The sequence below is a fragment of the Synechocystis sp. PCC 6803 substr. PCC-P genome, assembly GCF_000284455.1.
In the GTDB taxonomy this organism is placed as follows: Bacteria; Cyanobacteriota; Cyanobacteriia; order Cyanobacteriales; family Microcystaceae; genus Synechocystis.
In genome coordinates, this window is record NC_017039.1 from 1,849,583 (window position 1) to 1,867,608 (window position 18,026).

The window sequence follows — 18,026 nt, forward strand, 5'->3', positions numbered from 1 at the left end:
CTGGGGGCGATCGCCAAAGATGATGGACAAAGAGTTGATTGGGCGAGGAAATTATTTAGGCTAATGGTAATGGTATAGACAAAGTTTTAAAACCCATGGGGGCACACTGTCTGGCTAGTTGATAAAAATTCACACAGTTTTAGGTGAGGGCACTAAACATCGTCACCGCCGGCGCCCTGTTGTTGGTAAAGGTAATAGTAACGTCCCTTGAGGGCCATTAATTCGTCATGGCTACCCTGCTCAACAACGGAACCTTGGTCCATCATAACGATTACGTCGGCGCTCCGGACAGAGCTAAGGCGGTGGGTGATGAAGAAGACGGTGTGATCCTTGAAGGCATCCCCAAGGTTGATACATACTTGTTGTTCGGTTATGTAATCCAGGGCGCTGGTGGCCTCGTCCAACACCAAAATGCGTGGCCGCTGTAACACCGATCTGGCAATCGCAATTCGTTGCCGTTGTCCCCCGGAGAGAGTAGCTCCCCGTTCCCCTACCCTGGTGTTGTAACCGTTGGGCAAGGTCATAATGAATTCGTGGGCAGAGGCAACTTTAGCCGCCGAGATAATTTGTTCCGTGGTCGCGTCTGGGTTAGTCAGGGCAATATTTTCTTGCACTGTGCCTTCAAACAGGAGGGTTTCCTGGGGGACTACCCCCACCTGACGACGGAGGGAATAGAGTTCCACTTTGCCAATATCAAGGCCATCGACCAAAATCCGCCCCCCTTCGGGTTCATACAGTCGGGAAAGCAGTTTGGTCAGGGTACTTTTACCAGCACCACTCTGCCCAACCAAAGCCACAAAGGTGCCCGGGGGGAAGGACAGGTTAATGTTGTTCAACTGTAATGGCCCCTGTTTTTTAAACCGGAAACTGACGTTTTCAAACTTCACTTCGCCGGCAATTTCGGGCATGGGAATGTTTTGGCGATCGCGCTCCGATTCCTGGGGCGTATCAACAATGTCCGCCAACCGTTCCAGGGACAGGGCGGTTTCCTGGAAGTTCTGCCAGAGTTGGGTCAAACGCAGAATAGGGGAGGTAACGTAGCCGGCAATGATCCGAAAAGCGATTAACTGACCCAGGGTTAAATCCCCATCCAACACCAGGGATGCCCCCACCCAAAGTACGAGTAAACCGGATAACTGGTTGAGAAAATGACTGGAGGAGCTAGCTAGGGTAGAGGTAATGACAGTGTTGAAACCGGCCCCCACATAACGGGAATATTTGTCCTGCCATTGCCAGCGGGAGCGCAACTCGATGTTTTGGGCTTTAACGGTCTGAATCCCTGACATTACCTCCACTAGATAGGACTGGGTTTGGGCGTTTCTTTCCGCTTTGAGCCGTAACTGCCTACGAATAAGGGGGGAAAATACCAGAGTCAAAATAACAAAAATGGGCACAATTCCCAGGGCCACCGCCGTCAGCAGAGGGCTGTAGATAATCATCACGACGATGTAGACCACAGAAAAAACGGAGTCCAACACCACCGTCAGGGCCGTACCTGTTAAAAATTGCCGAATATTTTCCAGTTCGTTAACCCTGGTGGAAATTTCCCCCACTGGGCGGTTCTCAAAATAGCGCAGGGGTAACCGCAGTAGGTGGTCGATGATCTCCGACCCCAAACTCATGTCGATGCGATTGGTGGTATCTACAAATAAGTAGGTTCGTAGGGTGCTTAAGAGGGCCTCAAAAATGGCGATCGACACCAACGCAATACCCAGCACCTGCAGGGTATCTTTGCTGTTTTGCACAATCACCTTGTCGATGATGATTTGGATCATCAAGGGATTGGCCAGACCAAATAGTTGGACAAAGAAGGATGCCACAAAGACCAGCAGGAGAATGTAGCGGTACTTCACCAACGCTGGCCAAAACCAACTCAAGCCGAACCGTTGCTGGGGCGTATCTTTGGAAGGGTACATCATCAGCACTTCCCCTTGCCCCTCTTCTCCCCAGGTTTCAAGAAACTCACTGGTGTCGCGTTTGACTAGACCCAATTCCGGTACGGCAATTTTTACTTCCCGATCGCCAGCTTCGTAGACCAGGGCAAGGCTATCTTGCCAGCGGATGAGAAAAGGGACCTGCATTTGCCCAAAAACTCCCTTGGGGATGCGGACCAACTGACTGGTCAAACCCATCAACTCCACAATGGCACCGCAAATGGGCAAAGAAAGGGCTTCACTGCGCTTAATTTCTTCGGTGACAATCCTTTGGATGATGTCCCGACGGAAAGGCATACCGAAATATTGACTAATCATCTGGAAGCAGGCTACCCCGGCATCGGTGGGATTTTGCCCCCGCACAACGGGATAACTTTTGCGCCCAGATTTGACCACGGTGGGCTCTGGTAGCGGCTCTCCCAATTGGTTGGGGTCAGCATAGGGAATATCATCCCAGGGGGAATCTTCTGGAGCGAGGCGGGTCACCGTGGCCAGGGGCACTTCTCCATGGCCGTTACCATTGCCATTGGTTTTCGATCCAGAACTTCCCGGGAAAAACCGGGGTAAAGGAGGTAGCCCAATCAAACGGACAAGGGTTTGGGCCTTGAGCACCAAGGCAGAGTCTGGATCAGGCAAAGCGCTACCCCGGGGACATTGCTCCAATTCACCACTACTCACCAACCAAAGTCTTTCGGGATCGGGCAAATCACTGGGCAAACTGTGGCTACCGGGTTGCAACTCGTAAACCTGACTCTGGGGCAACATTTCCAGGGTTAGCTGGCGCAAATCCACATTGCCTTGGGCGGTGCGTTGTAGCTGTTCCCCTAATAAATCGAATAGTTCCACCCGACCGCATTGGTGGCGATAAACCCTGGCTAGTTCAGGATACTTATCTACCAAAGCTAAAAACTCGTCCCTAGTGAGGCTGGCGCAAATAGTTTCCGTAGAGGCGATCGCCGTTTCACAGGGGACATTTCTGATGGCGTTGTTATCCCCAATCACTGCCCCATTCTGGAGCAAAGCCATGGTGGCGGGGTAACCAGTGCCGGGGTCGTAACCGAGTAGTCTTGCTTGCCCACTGACTAAGAAATAAACATTATTGGCCAACTTTCCCCGGGCAAGAATTATCTGTCCCATGCGAAACCTTAGCGGCCTCAGTTTTGCCGCTATCTCGGCGATCGCCGGGGCAGGAAGTTGAGCAAAGGGTTCAATTTCCCGCAAGAAGGATTGATAATCGGCAATGGTCAGACTCATAGCAACAGATAATTTAAAGACGGGAAAATTGATTTGGCAAATAGCTGCGCGACAACTAGCGACGGCTTTGGATATGTTGAAACATCTTCACCTTTCAACCAAGGTTTTAGACTACCGAAAAGCCAGGCAGTACCCCTAAGGGTCTCCACTTCCCCCCAGACATTACAACAGATCGGACTTTTTTCACCAGACCTAGTTCCAGATTCTCCTCCAAACAAGTTTGGCAAAACACCTGTTGTCCCACCGAAAAACTATTCCAAGTATAAGAAATTAGACCCATTGATTGACCCGGTTTCCCATCCAGGGGCCGATAAATATCGTACAATGAAGGGTCTGAAATTTTTTGTTCCTTGCCCAGCATGAAAGCCCAATCAGAACCTCGGTTTGATTACGTCAAAATTGCGATCGCCTCCCCCGAAAGGATCCGCCAGTGGGGAGAACGCACCCTACCGAACGGCACCGTAGTGGGGGAAGTGACCAAACCCGAAACCATTAACTACCGGACGTTAAAGCCGGAAATGGACGGTCTGTTCTGTGAAAAAATCTTTGGTCCTTCCAAGGATTGGGAATGCTGGTGTGGCAAATATAAACGGGTACGGCACCGGGGCATTGTTTGTGAGCGCTGTGGCGTGGAAGTAACGGAATCTAGGGTTCGTCGTCACCGCATGGGCTACATCAAATTAGCCGCCCCCGTCACCCACGTTTGGTATCTCAAAGGCATCCCTAGCTATCTCAGCATTCTTTTGGACATGGCCCTGCGGGATGTGGAGCAGATCGTTTACTTCAACGCCTACGTGGTGCTCAACCCCGGCAATGCCAGCAATCTGCAATATAAGCAACTCCTGACTGAAGACCAGTGGGTAGAAATTGAAGACCAAATTTATGCTGAAGATTCTGAGCTAGAAGGTATCGAAGTGGGCATTGGTGCGGAAGCGGTGCAAAGGCTCTTAGCAGAATTGCAACTGGAAGAAGTGGCGGAAAAGCTCCGGGAAGAAATTCTGGCTAGTAAAGGACAAAAGCGGGCCAAGCTGATTAAACGTCTGCGGGTAATTGATAATTTCATCGCTACCCACTCCCAAGCGGAATGGATGACCTTGGATGTGATCCCTGTTATTCCGCCAGATTTACGTCCCATGGTGCAGTTGGATGGGGGGCGCTTTGCCACCTCTGACCTGAATGATCTCTATCGTCGGGTAATCAACCGTAATAACCGTCTGGCCCGTCTGCAGGAAATCCTCGCCCCGGAAATCATTGTCCGCAACGAAAAGCGGATGCTCCAGGAAGCAGTGGATGCCCTGATCGATAATGGTCGCCGGGGTCGCACCGTCGTGGGTGCCAATAACCGGGCGTTGAAATCCCTTTCCGACATCATTGAAGGTAAGCAGGGTCGTTTCCGTCAAAACCTCTTGGGTAAACGGGTGGACTACTCCGGTCGTTCCGTTATTGTGGTGGGCCCCAACCTCAAAATTTACCAATGCGGTCTGCCCCGGGAAATGGCGATCGAGCTATTCCAGCCCTTTGTGATTCACCGTCTGATCAAACTAGGCATTGTTAACAACATCAAAGCGGCCAAGAAATTGATTCTCAAGGGCGATCCGCAAATTTGGAGCGTATTGGAGGAAGTGATCACTGGACACCCCGTTATGCTCAACCGGGCACCCACTCTGCACCGTTTGGGTATCCAAGCCTTTGAGCCAATTTTGGTGGAAGGGCGAGCCATCCAACTCCATCCCCTGGTGTGTCCTGCTTTTAACGCTGACTTCGACGGGGACCAAATGGCTGTACACGTCCCCCTTTCCCTAGAGGCCCAATGTGAAGCCCGGCTGTTGATGCTGGCTTGCCATAACGTTCTTTCCCCCGCTACAGGTAAACCCATTGTGGCTCCCTCCCAGGACATGGTATTGGGCTGTTATTACCTCACCGCAGAAAATCCCAATGCCCAAAAGGGAGCAGGACGTTACTTTGCCGGGATCGAAGATGCCTTGCGGGCCTATGACCACGGCCAAGTGGATCTCCACTCCCAAATTTGGATTCGCCATCTGGATGAAGATGTGGTGACGGAAAAACCAGACACAGAGGTCATCAAAACCGAGGATTTGGGGGATGGCACGGTGATGAAATATTACCGGGAACGGAAAATCCGTGAAGGAGTTGATGGGGAGATTATTACTCAGTACATTCAGACGACTCCGGGGCGGATCATTTACAACAAAACGATCGCCGAAGCGTTGGTGTTCTAAGCCTAGCTAAAGCCGTTAGTAGTTTATCCAGCCGTTTAACTTTTTGCAGTTGCGGCTGTTTTTTTGGAATAAACAGGATGAGAATGTTTAATCTAGCTCAAATTCTTCCTGCCATTTTTGATCCTGCTCCCTTTGGGGTTGGGCGGTTTTAGCTAAAACAAAATTTTCCAACACCAAGTAATCCATTTCCGTCCGCATAAAGCAACGGTAGGCATCTTCTGGGGTGCAGACAATGGGTTCCCCGCGCACGTTGAAGGAAGTATTAACCAGTACTCCACAGTCTGTCAGGGCTTCAAATTGACGCAGTAGTTGATAGTAGCGGGGATTGGTTTCCGGATGAACGGTTTGAATTCGAGCAGAATTGTCCACATGGGTGATGGCAGGTAGTTGGGACCGGGGAATGTTTAATTTTTCAATGCCAAATAGTTGCTCTTGTTCAGGAGTCAATGGCAAACGCAATTCTTCCCTTACATCGGCCACAATAAGCATATAGGGGCTGGGTTGGTCTAGCTCAAAATAATCACCCACTTTTTCGGCCAACACGGACGGGGCAAAGGGGCGAAAGGACTCCCGGTATTTGATTTTCAAATTCATCACCGATTGCATGGTGGTGTTGCGGGGATCTCCTATGATGGAACGTCCACCCAGGGCCCGGGGTCCAAATTCCATCCTTCCTTGGAACCAACCCACCACATTGCCTCCGGCGAGGATATGGGCCACTTTGCCAAATAAATCTTCATCGGAGTAATAGTCGTAAACTGCTTGTACAGCGGGACCTTTCAGATAAGTTTCAATTTCTTCGTTGGTAAACCTAGGGCCTAGGTAGGAACCGGCCATGGCATCGGGTTTTCGCACCATTCTTTCATTCTGTAAATACTGGTGCCATACTGATAGGGCCGCTCCGATCGCCCCTCCCGCATCTCCAGCGGCCGGTTGAATCCAAATATTTTTAAATTTGCCTTCCCGTAGTAAGCGACCATTGGCCACACAGTTGAGGGCTACCCCCCCGGCCAAACAAAGATTTTCCAGCCCCAATTCTTCGTACACCGTATTGCCCAAGCGGAGCACGACTTTTTCCGTTACCACTTGAATGGAAGCGGCAATGTCCATTTCCCTTTGGGTTAACGGACTTTCCGGCGATCGCCGGGGCGCACCAAACAGATCGGCAAACTTTTTATTGGTCATGGTGAGACCAGTGGCATAGTTAAAGTAAGCCATGTTGAGGCGAAACGTGCCGTCAGCCTTCAAATCCAACAGATTATCTAAAATTAAATCCACATATTTCGGTTCTCCGTAGGGGGCCAAACCCATCAGTTTATATTCGCCAGAATTAACCTTAAAACCCGTGTAGTAGGTAAAAGCGGAGTAGAGCAGACCCAAGGAATGGGGAAAATGAATTTCCCAATGGGGCGTTAACTGATTACCTTGGCCAGACCAAAGGGAAGTGGTGGCCCATTCCCCCACCCCATCCATACAGAGCACTGCCGCCTCATCAAAAGGACTGGGGAAAAAAGCTGAAGCGGCGTGGGATTGGTGATGTTCGTTAAATAACAAAGGAGGCAAATCTTTGGTCTTACAGTCGCCCAATTCTGCTAGGGCTTTTTTTAAGACAGTTTTGAGGTAAAGTTTTTCCTGCAACCAAGCGGACATGGCGGCAATGAAAGACCGCAATCCCCTGGGGGCAAAAGCCAGATAGGTTTCCAGTAACCGTTCAAAGGTCACTAAGGGCTTTTCGTAGAAAACAATATAATCCACTTCTTTTAAACTAATACCTGCTTCCCCAAGACAATAATTAATGCCTTGGGTGGGAAAAGAAGCGTCGTGTTTTTTGCGGGTAAATCTTTCTTCCTGCACTGCCGCCACAATAACGCCATCTTTGACCAGGGCCGCCGCACTGTCGTGGTAGTAAGCAGAAATGCCAAGAATATGAGTCACGTTAAACTATCCTGACCAAAGGGAATGTTGGTGTCGCTGTCAATGGGTCGCCCCGTATAATAACTTGGGTTGGGAACTAGACCGATCGCCAATCCGTTTATCTTTCATAGAAGCCGGGATTTATCAGCTATGTCGAAGAATTTTAACTTGCTATTGGGCACCCTGGTGGGGGTTAGTTTAGTTTTTCCCCAGGCGATCGCCGTCCAAGCCCAAACAGACCCTTTTCCCGCCAATGCCACCTTTTTTACCGGCACTCCCCCCAGTTTGGCCGATGTGGATGCGGACTTTAACGGCATTAATATCCCCAACAGCAGATATTTTTTTAGTGTTAGTCTGCCTGCGGGAGAAATTGAGCCCCTAGGCAAGGTAGTGCTGCACCAACAACCCAATCCCTCTCCTATTAGTCTGGATTTAAGTCAAACAGAAGTATTTTTGGGCCTGCCTTCCCAACGGGGTAACGACTTGGCCAGTTCTGCGGTTTCCACCAGCGGCGATTCCCAAACCATTGTGGTGCAGTTCAATCCCCCCATTGCTCCTGGTAACACCGTCACTATTGCTCTGCTAGCGGAGCAAAACCCAGAAGTGGCAGGGGTCTATCAGTTTCGAGTACAAGCCTTTCCCTCCGGGCCAGCCTCTGTTGGTCTAGATTTGGGCGTGGGACGGTTACAATTTTACGAAAATCGCTAGCTCCATGATCACCGCCGCCAATTTGCTCCGAATCATTTTCCCCTTTTATGACCCTGAGGTACTGCGGTGGTCGGGGGAAGCCCGTTTGATGCGGACTTTGTTCTTCGCCTGGATGGCAATGGGCGTGGTGGTGCTATTTTCCGCTTCCTATGCGGAAAGTCTGGATACCAGCGGCACAGGCCTGAGCATTATCCTCAAACAAATTGCCTATCTTTGGCTGGGGCTAAATATTTTTAATTTTCTGGTGCGTTTGCCCCTCCAGGTCTGCCTCAAGCTAGTGCCCTGGTTTTTGATTGTGGTTTTACTGCTGATTTTTTTGACCAAAAGCGGTTTGGGAGTGGAAGTAAATGGGGCCCGTCGTTGGATTAGTTTGGGACCAATCTTGATCCAGCCGTCAGAATTTATGAAGCCCTGTTTAGTGCTGCAGGCGGCTAATTTGTTCGGCAATTGGCATCGTTTCCCTTGGCGATCGCGCCTCATTTGGTTGGGCATTTTTGCCCTAACCCTAGGTAGTATTTTGCTCCAGCCCAACTTGAGCACCACTGCCCTGTGCGGCATGGGGTTATGGTTAATTGCCCTAGCGTCCGGTCTTCCCTGGATTTATCTCATTTCCACTGCTCTGCTGGGGATAACCACTGCAGTGACAAGTATTTCCATCCGGGACTATCAACGGGCTCGGGTCACCTCTTTCCTCGACCCCTTTGCCGACCCGAGGGGCGATGGTTACCAGTTGGTGCAAAGTTTATACGCGATCGCCTCTGGGGGAGTTCTCGGGAGGGGATTTGGCATGTCCCAGCAAAAATTATTCTATTTGCCCATCCAAACCACGGATTTTATTTTTGCTGTCTTTGCGGAAGAATTTGGGCTAGTGGGCTGCATTACCTTTTTAGCGTTCCTCGGCCTATTTACCACCATGGGGCTGCGGGTGGCCATGCGTTGTCGCCATCGGGTCAAACGATTAATTGGTTTGGGAGTAGTGATATTTCTAGTGGGTCAATCTCTGCTCAACATTGGTGTGGCCAGTGGCGCTCTGCCCACCACCGGTTTACCTCTGCCATTTTTCAGCTATGGTGGTAGTTCCTGTTTATCAAGTCTAGTCTTAGCAGGGCTTTTGGTGCGGGTGGCCAGGGAAAGCAATGAAGCAGAAGTGATTCCCCTAGGAACAAAAACTGCTCCGGCGGTTTAATTTTCAATTGTTATCGAAACTTTCTATGGCGGGTAAAACCACTGGGGTTGTGGCGGCGGGCCATGCCCAAACGGCAGAAGCGGGCAAATGTATGCTCGAAGAAGGGGGCAATGCCTTCGATGCGGCGATCGCCTCGGTGTTGGCGGCCTGCGTAGTGGAATCGAGTTTAACTTCCCTGGGGGGAGGGGGTTTTCTGCTGGCCCAGACGGCGGCGAAGAAGAGTTACCTGTTCGATTTTTTCTGCCAAACACCCCAAGTTAACCCAGGGGAAAAAGCAGTGGACTTCTACCCCGTTGCCCTCAATTTTGGTGGAGCTTGGCAAACTTTTCACATTGGTAAAGGGGCGATCGCCGTGCCGGGGATGGTGGCGGGATTATTTGCGGCCCATAGGAAACTGGGGCAGCTACCTTTCAAAGTATTGATTGAACCAGCGGTGGCATATGCCCGCCAGGGATTTACCCTCAACCGTTTCAATGACTTTACCAATGGTCTGCTGGAGCCAATTCTGACCCAACAAGAGGAAGGCAGAAAGTTTTACGCTCCCCAAGGAAAAATTCTCCGCCAAGGGGAAAAGGCCTATCTGCCCCAGTTTGCGGACGTGCTGGAACAATTGGCTCGCCATGGCCCGGATTGGTTTTACCGGGGAGAGTTAACCGAGTGGGTGCTGGAATCTTTGGGGGAAGCCAGTGCTCTGACCGCCAAGGACTGGGCCGACTATCAGGTGGAAATTCGTCTACCCCTGCGGGCCCAATATCGCCAACGGCAACTGTTAACCAATCCTCCCCCCAGTGCCGGAGGCATTCTCATTGCTTTTGCTTTGCAGTTGCTAGAAAAATACGATTTGAGCCAATATCCCCTGGGCAGTGCGGCACAAATTCAGCTTTTTAGCCAAGTGATGGCCCTGAGTAACCAAGCCCGTCGGCAATATTTAGATGGCAATCTCCACTGTGGGGACATTGAAGCAAAATTTCTCGGCGGCGATCGCCTGGCCTCGGAACTAGGACAATCAAAATTTATCAATAAATTGGGTAGCACCACCCACATCAGTGTTTTAGACGGAGAGGGCAATGCCGCCAGCTTAACCAGTTCCAATGGGGAGGGGTCTGGGCATTTTATTCCCGGCACGGGCATTATGCTGAACAACATGTTGGGGGAAGAAGACCTCAATCCCCAGGGCTTTTACCAATGGCCACCGGGGCAACGCCTATCATCGATGATGGCCCCCACTATACTTTTAGACCAGGAACAACCCCGGCTAGTTTTGGGGTCAGGGGGATCAAATCGCATTCGTAGTGCCATTTTGCAGGTGGTCTGTCATCACCTAGATTACCAATTACCCTTAGCCGAAGCGGTGGGGCGGGAACGTATTCATTGGGAGGCCCATAAATTAGATTTGGAGCCAACCTCTGTAGCTGATATTCTGGCCCAGTTGCGATTTGACGACGGCACCCAGGGTACCCTTTGGACGGAACAAAATATGTTTTTTGGGGGAGTTCATGGGGTTGCCACCACCACTGCGGGGACCATGGAAGGGGTTGGAGATCCCCGGCGATCGGGGGCCGTGGCCTACAGTCTGGAATAACATTGGTTACAATTCTTAGGGCAATGCGGTAAGTTATTTAGCGAACAGCGTTTCCCCTTTTTGCGATTACGGCTGAGTTGTCTGGTCACATTCCCAATGAAATCAATCCATCCGCTCAAATTTTGGTCTTCTTCCACTCTGTTGTTGCTACTCAGCACCAGCGTCGGTGTCTTTTTGCCCGGCTTCAGTGGCGGCCAGGGGGCGATCGCCGTGGCCCAAAGTGTTTCTCCTCCGGACAATGCACCATCGGCAGAAACAGGAAATAATGCTGATGACAGTGGGTTTCCTCTTCCCCAATTACCGGACACAGCGCCCAACGAGCGCTTAAATCCCTCCGGTAACCCCCTCATGTTTCCCACCAAGCCCGACGAGGTGGACACCACAGTTCGGCAAGCTATTACTTTGGACGAAGCCATTGATCTGGCCCTGAGAAATAATGAACAACTCCAGCAGGCCAAGCTATCCCTAGAGCAACAGGAAGCTGGTTTAATGGCGGCAAGGGCGGCCCTTTTCCCTAGCCTGGACACGGATTTTACCTTTAGTCGGGATAGTAGTGCGGCGGCCGAAGCCACCAATGCCCTCATTGCCAACCAGAATCAAACCACTACCGTCAACCCAGAACTGCGTTCGGAAACTAGCACCAATGCAGTGGGTAACATCAACCTGACCTATAGTATTTATGCCGGGGGGGAAAGGAGCGCCCAAATTGCCAAAGCCGAGCAGTTGGTGCAAAACAGTCGCCTCCAGGTGGAAGTGGTGGCAGAACAAACCCGCTTTGAAGCCACAGATCGTTACTATGCTCTCCAGGGGGCCGATGCCCAGGTGGCGATCGCCCAAGCCTCCGTGGAAGATGCTTCCCAGAGTTTGCGGGATGCCCGTTTGTTAGAACAGGCCGGGTTGGGCACCCGCTTTGACGTGTTACGGGCGGAAGGAGATTTGGCCACCGCCAACGAAGCTTTAACCAGGTCGATCGCCGATCAACGCAATGCCCGCCGCCGTCTGGCCCAATTGTTGAGCGTGGGGCAACGGGTGGAATTAACCGCCGCCGATGAAATTGTGGAAGCCGGGGATTGGAGCTTACCCCTGGATGAAAGCATTGTTCAAGCCTATAAAAACCGGGCTGAACTGGAGCAACAATTGGTGCAAATTGAAGTGAGCGAACAGGACCGCTACATTGCCCTGGCAGCCATTAAACCCAGGGTGGATTTTCTGGCCAATTACACCTACCAAAATAATTTTGATAGCAGTGCCGGGTTAGTGGATGGTTATGCCTTTGCCGCTCGAGTACGGTGGAACTTTTTTGACGGGGGCCGGGCCTTTGCCGAAGCTCGCCGGGCTGATCGCCAGATGGACATTGCTAAAACTGCTTTTTCTGAGCAAAGAAACCAAATTCGTTTGGAAGTAGAGGAATCCTACTACACCCTAATTTCCAACAAGGAAAATATTGGCAGTACCCGCACCAACGTCATTCGTTTTGAAGAAGCCCTCCGTTTAGCTCGACTACGGTTCCAGGCTGGGGTAGGCACCCAAACGGACGTTATTAACGCCCAGCGGGACTTAGCCAACGCCCGGGGAAGGTTCCTACAGGCGATTATTGGCTATAACCAATCATTGAACCAACTACAACGCTCCATCAGTAATTTGCCCAACAATCATTTGTTTGATATTCAGCCTTAAACGCTGTCTGAGACGATGGGATGATGGGTGGTTAAAGGTGCTGATCAAAGTTTCCTTGAGAAATTGGCGATTCTTCCCTCGTATCCTTGTCACTTAAACTCCGGCAATTCTGGGAGAATACTAGACTGAGTCCCATCCCTCTGGACAATGCGGAGGGAAATGATTAAGGCACTTCTTCACTTCAATTTATTTTCCCTATGGTCACCAACTTTGCTGAGCCAAGCTTGCCAACAGCCTCGGTTTTTGGGGTGAAGGTGCACCTTTCTGATAACTATGGTCATTGGCTAGAAAATTGTCTGCAAAGGGGTCAGGGAGTCCACGTGGTCACCCTCAACTCGGAAATGGTGATGCTGGCCGAGAAGGAACCAGCGGTGCAAGAAGTGATCCAAGGGGCAGAATTGGTCATTCCCGATGGAGCAGGGGTAACCATTTATCTAAAATTGGAAGGCATCGAGCAAAGCCGTTGCCCTGGCATTGAACTAGCGGAGGCCATGGTGCGTCACATTGGCGAAGGTAAGGATAATCAGCCCATTGCCTTTTATGGAGGAGCACCGGGTATCACTGAACTAGCAGCCCAGCGTTGGCAGCGGGAATATCCAGGATTAAAAATTTTGGCTAACCATGGTTTTTTAACCGAATCGGAGCAGGACGCTTGGCAACAAACTCTGGCCCGGGAACGACCCTGTCTAATTTTGGTCGGTTTAGGAGTTCCCCGGCAGGAGTATTGGATTCGGGACCATCGTCATCTTTGTCCCCAGGGCATTTGGATTGGGGTGGGGGGCAGTTTTGACGTGTGGTCCGGCACGAAACAGAGGGCACCGGAATTTTTCTGTCGCTACAACCTGGAGTGGTTTTATCGGCTATACCAAGAACCTTGGCGCTGGCGGCGGATGTTGGCCCTGCCCAAATTTTTCTTCCGTACTCTGGTGAGCCGTTGATAATTCTTCAAACAAAATTGGCCCTTTATGCAGTGGAAATGTTCCAGGGGTTAATAATCGGGGGAAATTGTGGATAAAGGTTACGGCTGGGGGAAATTGGGTTACATTTATTAGGTATCGCCGTCTAAATTGGTGTTGATTGGCAGGCGATCGCCCACACCTCCGGTTACGCTGACGACATATTAAATTTTATTAACTTTTGCGGCTTATTTTCCAGTCCGTTGGTCATTTTGGTTGAGGAGTGTTCTGTAATGATTAACCGATCGATGAAATCTTGTTTGTTAGCGGCCCTGGGGGGATTGCTACTAGGGGGGATGACTCCTCCGGCGATCGCCGACCCCGTCAGTCTTGTCCCTGGTATGCCTGCCCCGGCCCCAGATAAGGAAACAGCCCAAGCTAACTATGACCGGAGTTACCAAGCCTATACAGAGCTATTGGGGCAAGTCACCAGCATTAACCAGTTCCGGGATGTTTCCCCCAACAACTGGGCCTACGAAGCATTACGAAATTTAGTGGATAACTACGGCTGCATTGTCGGTTATCCTGACCGCACTTTCCGGGGCGATCGGGCTTTAACCCGGAACGAATTTGCCGCAGGTTTGAGTGCCTGCCTCACCCAGTTGGAGGCCAGGATGTTAGCCTCTCGGCAACAATTGGGGCAGTTTATGGAAGAGAAAGAAACTTCCGTCGCCGCTGGAGATACTCTGGAGAATGTTTTCACCCGAGCTTCCTACAATGCCACGGGGCGTTTTTACGACCTCACCAGTATTTCTGGCCAAGCTAACAAAATTTTTGGTTGGCGTAGTTGGCCCGGTTCCTACTTTGACAACATGATTGCCGAAGATGCCGCTGTGGTGGAAGCCGTTTACCAAGATGCTTTGGAGCAACAAACCAGGGGGACCGTCATCCATACCAGGGATTTACCTGATCCTTTCAACCAATCCCTGTTGGAAGATTGGTCTCGTTACACCCGTTTTGGCAATCCCACTCTGCCCCCCACTGCCCCAGGTTTTTAAGGCCCTAACGCTCGTTTCCCTTTGAATCTATGTTTTTAACTGCTCTGCGGTCTTTCCTTCTTTTTCTGGCGGTAACCTGTCTGTCCCTGGCGATCGCCATGCCCGCCTGGGCTCTAACGGAGGTGCCCCTGACAGAAATTGACTATAAACCCTGTCCAGCAGACTTAGCGGAAGGCAATGTGGGCAGTGGTTCGAGCAGCCCGGCTAACTGTTTTTTGGTAACCGGCATTGCCAACAATCGGACGGGGAAAACAGTGTATGATGCCGATGTTTTTGGACGCATTTACGATGCTAACCACGAACCAGCCATGCAAAACCGGACTCGCTTGGGTAACATTGCCGAAATTCCTCCTGGAAAAAGCGATTTTGAGGTGCGCATCAGTGTACCCGCCCAGCAACCTCTACCTTTGCAGTTGGAGCAGTTTAAAGCCTCGGGTTTTTCCGCTAAAATCCGTGGCCAGGCACTGTAAGCTTTGTTGATTGCCCTCCGACTGGATTACAGTAAGGTTTCAGTTGAAGCTTAGTTAACACTTTGTTGCTTATTGTTGACAGTGTGCGCCAGAACCCTACCATTGACTGATAGATATTCTCTCCCTCCCATCCTTACTCCTTAATAATTTTGTCTTATTATCGCCAGCGATTACCGCAACCCCCATGTTTAGCCGTTTTACCAGCTTATTTGGCCGTAAATCCTCCGGGGTAGGGCTAGAAATTACCCCAGAAAGGGTTAACGTCGCCCAACTTACTTCCCAGGGTCAGAGTTATAAACTAAGGAAATTTGGACACGCATCCATTCCGGAGGGAATTTTCGAGGAAGGAAAGATCGTTGATTCTCCGGCCCTAGCGGAAATTATTCAGGAACTGCTGAGCGAGAATGGCATTAACACCAAGCAGGTGGCAACAGCGGTACCCATGCGGGAAGCGATCATCCGTATGCTGCCGGTGCCGGCGGAGTTGGACGAAAATGAGTTGCGCGACATGGTGCTAAATCACGAAGCTGCCCTGTATCTACCCTATCCCAGGGAAGAAGTGGATTTGGATTACCAAAAGCTGGGCTTGTTTGAAGATGAGGATGGCATTGAGAAAGTGCAAGTGTTGTTAGTGGCTACCCGGCGGGAGGTAACCGATTCCTATCTGGACACTTTTCAACAGGCAGGGCTCCAGGTGGACGTGCTAGAAATTAATAGTTTTGCGTTGATTAGAACCATTCGGGAACAGTTGCGGCAGTTTGGTTCCCGGGAAGCGGCGGTGCTGGTTGATATTGAGTTCGATAGCACGGAAATTGCCATCATTGTCGATGGAGTACCCCAGTTTTCCCGCACAGTGCCCATTGGTACTTACCAAATGCAAAATGCCCTTTCCCGGGCAATGAATTTGCCCCCTTCCCGCAATCCAGAAATTTTGCAGGGCATGACCATTCCCGTCACCCAGTTTGACACCATGAGCACCCAAGGCACAGCGGTTAATCCTGGGATGAATGCTCTGATGCGTGTGATGGGGGAACTAACCGACGAGTTGCGACGGTCCATTAACTTCTACCTCAACCAGAGTGAGGAATTGGAACTAGTGCAGTTACTCTTGGCCGGCCCTGGTGGTGGCCTGATTCAGTTGGATGAGTATTTCACCCAACGTTTGAGTATTCCCACCGTCAAAATTGATCCCTTTGAAGCTCTGGCGATCGACACGGATCAGAATTTTTCTGACATAGAGCGACCCAGTTTGGCCACGGTTTTGGGTTTAGGTATCCGGGAAGCCTAGCGGCTTGGTTTGTTCACCTTGCCCACACCTATTGCTTCACTCCTCTCCTTGTCCGATGCCATACTCCACTGAAACCATCCCATGTATAGCCTAGATGTAAATTTTCTCAAGGATCGTAACTCTGACGTTGTTCGGTCGACCCAAACTACCACTATCACCCTAACGGGGGACGATCTACAGAAGCAAATGCCGCTTTATATTGGGGCGGGGGTGATGGTACTTTTGCCTGCTTTGGCGGGGTTGGGAGTACTGCTAATCAATTGGCAAAAGGGTGTTGCTCAAACCAATATCCAACAATTGGAAACGGAGTTATCCCAGCTACAGGGGGAACAGCAAAAAATCCAGGAAGTTGAGGCAAAAACGGCGGCGGCTCACCAAGAAGCAGATGGGCTAATTGGCGTTTTTAATCAAATTAAACCTTGGTCAGCCCTGTTTCAGGAGATAACTAATCAGTTGCCCCAGGAAGTGCAACTCCAAAGTATCCAGCAGGAAGGAAATGTAATCACTCTTTCCGGTTTTGCTGGCAACTATGGCTCCCTCAATGATTTTCTGCTGACTTTGCAAAGCTCGAAGTTTTTGCAGGCTAATAAAACTAAGCTGATGACAGCCAACGCGGCAGCCCTACCTATTACGGGGGAAGGGGCAACGGCAGAAACCGGGGGCACAGAGGAGCCAAGTGCAGATCAAGCTGCTTCTGGTGTTGTCATTCCAGCGGGAGTGAGTTATACCATCCAAACGGAAATTACCAATACCCCCGATAAGGAATTGATAACGGCATTGATCGCCAATGGGGCAGCCGGTTTAGTGGCTCGTTTCAAGTTTCTGGAACTGAAGGGCGTCTTGGATCGACCTGCGGGAATACCGGAGGTTGCGCCTATTTTGGAGCCACCGGCGGAGGGAGCTCCTGGAGCAGAAACCCCACCAGCTAATAATTGATGATCCCTAGCCACCGAACTTTGTTTTTAGAGGAGTGCCATGACCAGCTACAGCGAAGAGTATTCATCAACGACAACAATTATTGATGAGGAATTTGATGCGGGAGGAAATTATCCAACTGCATTTGGGATAACCTTCACCCCCCAGGTAAGTGGCATTAGTTTAGGTATTCTTGGCTTGCTGGCCATGGGTTATGTTCTGCTCAATTTTGTCATGCCAGCTTTGGGAGAATATCAACAACTAAGACAGGACGAAGAAGCTAAACAAGCTCAAGTGGATCAGCAGTCCCCGGAAGTGTTGATGCGTCGGCTAGCCAATGCGGAGGTGCAGTTACAGGAAGCTCAACAGCGTAAAGCGACAGTGTTGGAACTCTACGCCAATAGCGAGGACTTGAACACAATCCTCTATAACTTCAATACTCTATTCGTAAATAGAAACGTGAAGTTAGTCAGCTTTTTGCCCCAGGGAGATCCGGTGGTAATCTCCGATGATAGTCTGGGGGCAAACGCAAAAAATCAGCTTAAACGACAAACTTATACCATTTCCATGACGGGCGGTTTTAGTGAAACCCTGGCATTAATTCGGGATATTGAACGGCTGCAACCGTTAATTTTGATGAAAAATTTGCGGACTAGCTTGGTTAATCCAGAATTTCCAGTCAATGTGGTTAGGGATGGTGACACTGTACAAGTGCAAACTGATGCGCCAGATATCCTAACTACGGATTTAACGTTGGAGGTGTTTATGCCATTAACCCCTGAGGAGATTGCCGCCCTGACTCCTCCCCCGCCGCCGCCTGGACAGGAGGGTCAACCACCGGCTGAGGGACAACCTCCAGCGGAAGGACAAGCGGCCCCGGCCCCCTAAAGGGTAATTTTGCTGG

Annotated in this window: 13 protein-coding genes; 11 read left to right on the top strand and 2 right to left on the bottom strand. The window is 50.6% G+C overall.

The annotated features are described in order from the left end of the window. Positions 1–152 precede the first annotated feature (152 nt). Entirely contained in the window at positions 153–3,188 is a 3,036-nt protein-coding gene (locus SYNPCCP_RS08805) for a peptidase domain-containing ABC transporter (protein WP_010872887.1), read from the bottom strand. Between the two features lie 359 nt (positions 3,189–3,547). Between SYNPCCP_RS08805 and rpoC1 the strand changes: the two genes are divergently transcribed. After that, the gene (gene rpoC1, locus SYNPCCP_RS08815; RefSeq protein ID WP_010872888.1) at positions 3,548–5,428 is read left to right on the top strand and encodes a DNA-directed RNA polymerase subunit gamma; all 1,881 of its coding nucleotides are present in this window, start codon (positions 3,548–3,550) and stop codon (positions 5,426–5,428) included. Positions 5,429–5,515: 87 nt separating this feature from the next. Here the strand turns inward: rpoC1 and SYNPCCP_RS08820 are convergent, their stop codons facing one another. Next, entirely contained in the window at positions 5,516–7,363 is a 1,848-nt protein-coding gene (locus SYNPCCP_RS08820) for a carbamoyltransferase (RefSeq protein ID WP_010872889.1), read from the bottom strand. 129 nt (positions 7,364–7,492) lie between these two features. Between SYNPCCP_RS08820 and SYNPCCP_RS08825 the strand changes: the two genes are divergently transcribed. The 10 genes from SYNPCCP_RS08825 (at position 7,493) to SYNPCCP_RS08870 (ending at position 18,010) form a co-directional block, all read left to right on the top strand. Next, on the top strand, positions 7,493–8,050 hold the full coding sequence (locus SYNPCCP_RS08825; RefSeq protein ID WP_010872890.1) for a DUF2808 domain-containing protein: 558 nt from the start codon (positions 7,493–7,495) through the stop codon (positions 8,048–8,050). 4 nt (positions 8,051–8,054) lie between these two features. Beyond that, positions 8,055–9,236 (top strand): FtsW/RodA/SpoVE family cell cycle protein, encoded by a 1,182-nt coding sequence (locus tag SYNPCCP_RS08830; protein WP_010872891.1) that lies wholly within the window; start codon positions 8,055–8,057, stop codon positions 9,234–9,236. A gap of 25 nt (positions 9,237–9,261) precedes the next feature. Next, a complete protein-coding gene (gene ggt / locus SYNPCCP_RS08835) occupies positions 9,262–10,818 on the top strand; it encodes a gamma-glutamyltransferase (RefSeq protein ID WP_010872892.1) in 1,557 nt (518 codons plus the stop codon). Between the two features lie 96 nt (positions 10,819–10,914). Next, positions 10,915–12,495 carry a TolC family protein gene (locus SYNPCCP_RS08840; RefSeq protein WP_010872893.1) on the top strand — a complete coding sequence of 527 codons (1,581 nt, stop codon included), beginning with the start codon at positions 10,915–10,917 and terminating at the stop codon, positions 12,493–12,495. A gap of 197 nt (positions 12,496–12,692) precedes the next feature. Further along, positions 12,693–13,433 (top strand): WecB/TagA/CpsF family glycosyltransferase, encoded by a 741-nt coding sequence (locus tag SYNPCCP_RS08845; protein ID WP_010872894.1) that lies wholly within the window; start codon positions 12,693–12,695, stop codon positions 13,431–13,433. A 251-nt stretch (positions 13,434–13,684) separates the two neighbouring features. Further along, on the top strand, positions 13,685–14,449 hold the full coding sequence (locus tag SYNPCCP_RS08850) for an iron uptake porin (protein WP_010872895.1): 765 nt from the start codon (positions 13,685–13,687) through the stop codon (positions 14,447–14,449). Between the two features lie 29 nt (positions 14,450–14,478). Then, positions 14,479–14,919, top strand: coding sequence for a hypothetical protein (locus SYNPCCP_RS08855; protein WP_010872896.1), 441 nt, complete (start codon positions 14,479–14,481; stop codon positions 14,917–14,919). 184 nt (positions 14,920–15,103) lie between these two features. Then, entirely contained in the window at positions 15,104–16,207 is a 1,104-nt protein-coding gene (gene pilM / locus SYNPCCP_RS08860) for a type IV pilus biogenesis protein PilM (protein WP_010872897.1), read from the top strand. Positions 16,208–16,288: 81 nt separating this feature from the next. After that, complete coding sequence (locus tag SYNPCCP_RS08865) at positions 16,289–17,143, top strand: PilN domain-containing protein (protein ID WP_010872898.1); 855 nt, start codon at positions 16,289–16,291, stop codon at positions 17,141–17,143. Between the two features lie 39 nt (positions 17,144–17,182). Beyond that, complete coding sequence (locus tag SYNPCCP_RS08870) at positions 17,183–18,010, top strand: pilus assembly protein (protein WP_010872899.1); 828 nt, start codon at positions 17,183–17,185, stop codon at positions 18,008–18,010. The last annotated feature ends 16 nt before the right edge of the window (positions 18,011–18,026 follow it).

Excerpts from the sequence above, each read along its gene's own strand:
- SYNPCCP_RS08870 (WP_010872899.1), top strand. The coding sequence starts at position 17,183 with ATGACCAGCTACAGCGAAGAGTATTCATCAACGACAACAATTATTGAT.
- SYNPCCP_RS08830 (WP_010872891.1), top strand. The coding sequence starts at position 8,055 with ATGATCACCGCCGCCAATTTGCTCCGAATCATTTTCCCCTTTTATGAC.
- SYNPCCP_RS08850 (WP_010872895.1), top strand. The coding sequence starts at position 13,685 with ATGATTAACCGATCGATGAAATCTTGTTTGTTAGCGGCCCTGGGGGGA.
- pilM (WP_010872897.1), top strand. The coding sequence starts at position 15,104 with ATGTTTAGCCGTTTTACCAGCTTATTTGGCCGTAAATCCTCCGGGGTA.
- ggt (WP_010872892.1), top strand. The coding sequence starts at position 9,262 with ATGGCGGGTAAAACCACTGGGGTTGTGGCGGCGGGCCATGCCCAAACG.
- SYNPCCP_RS08825 (WP_010872890.1), top strand. The coding sequence starts at position 7,493 with ATGTCGAAGAATTTTAACTTGCTATTGGGCACCCTGGTGGGGGTTAGT.
- SYNPCCP_RS08865 (WP_010872898.1), top strand. The coding sequence starts at position 16,289 with ATGTATAGCCTAGATGTAAATTTTCTCAAGGATCGTAACTCTGACGTT.
- SYNPCCP_RS08845 (WP_010872894.1), top strand. The coding sequence starts at position 12,693 with ATGGTCACCAACTTTGCTGAGCCAAGCTTGCCAACAGCCTCGGTTTTT.
- SYNPCCP_RS08840 (WP_010872893.1), top strand. The coding sequence starts at position 10,915 with ATGAAATCAATCCATCCGCTCAAATTTTGGTCTTCTTCCACTCTGTTG.
- SYNPCCP_RS08855 (WP_010872896.1), top strand. The coding sequence starts at position 14,479 with ATGTTTTTAACTGCTCTGCGGTCTTTCCTTCTTTTTCTGGCGGTAACC.
- SYNPCCP_RS08805 (WP_010872887.1), bottom strand. The coding sequence starts at position 3,188 with ATGAGTCTGACCATTGCCGATTATCAATCCTTCTTGCGGGAAATTGAA.
- rpoC1 (WP_010872888.1), top strand. The coding sequence starts at position 3,548 with ATGAAAGCCCAATCAGAACCTCGGTTTGATTACGTCAAAATTGCGATC.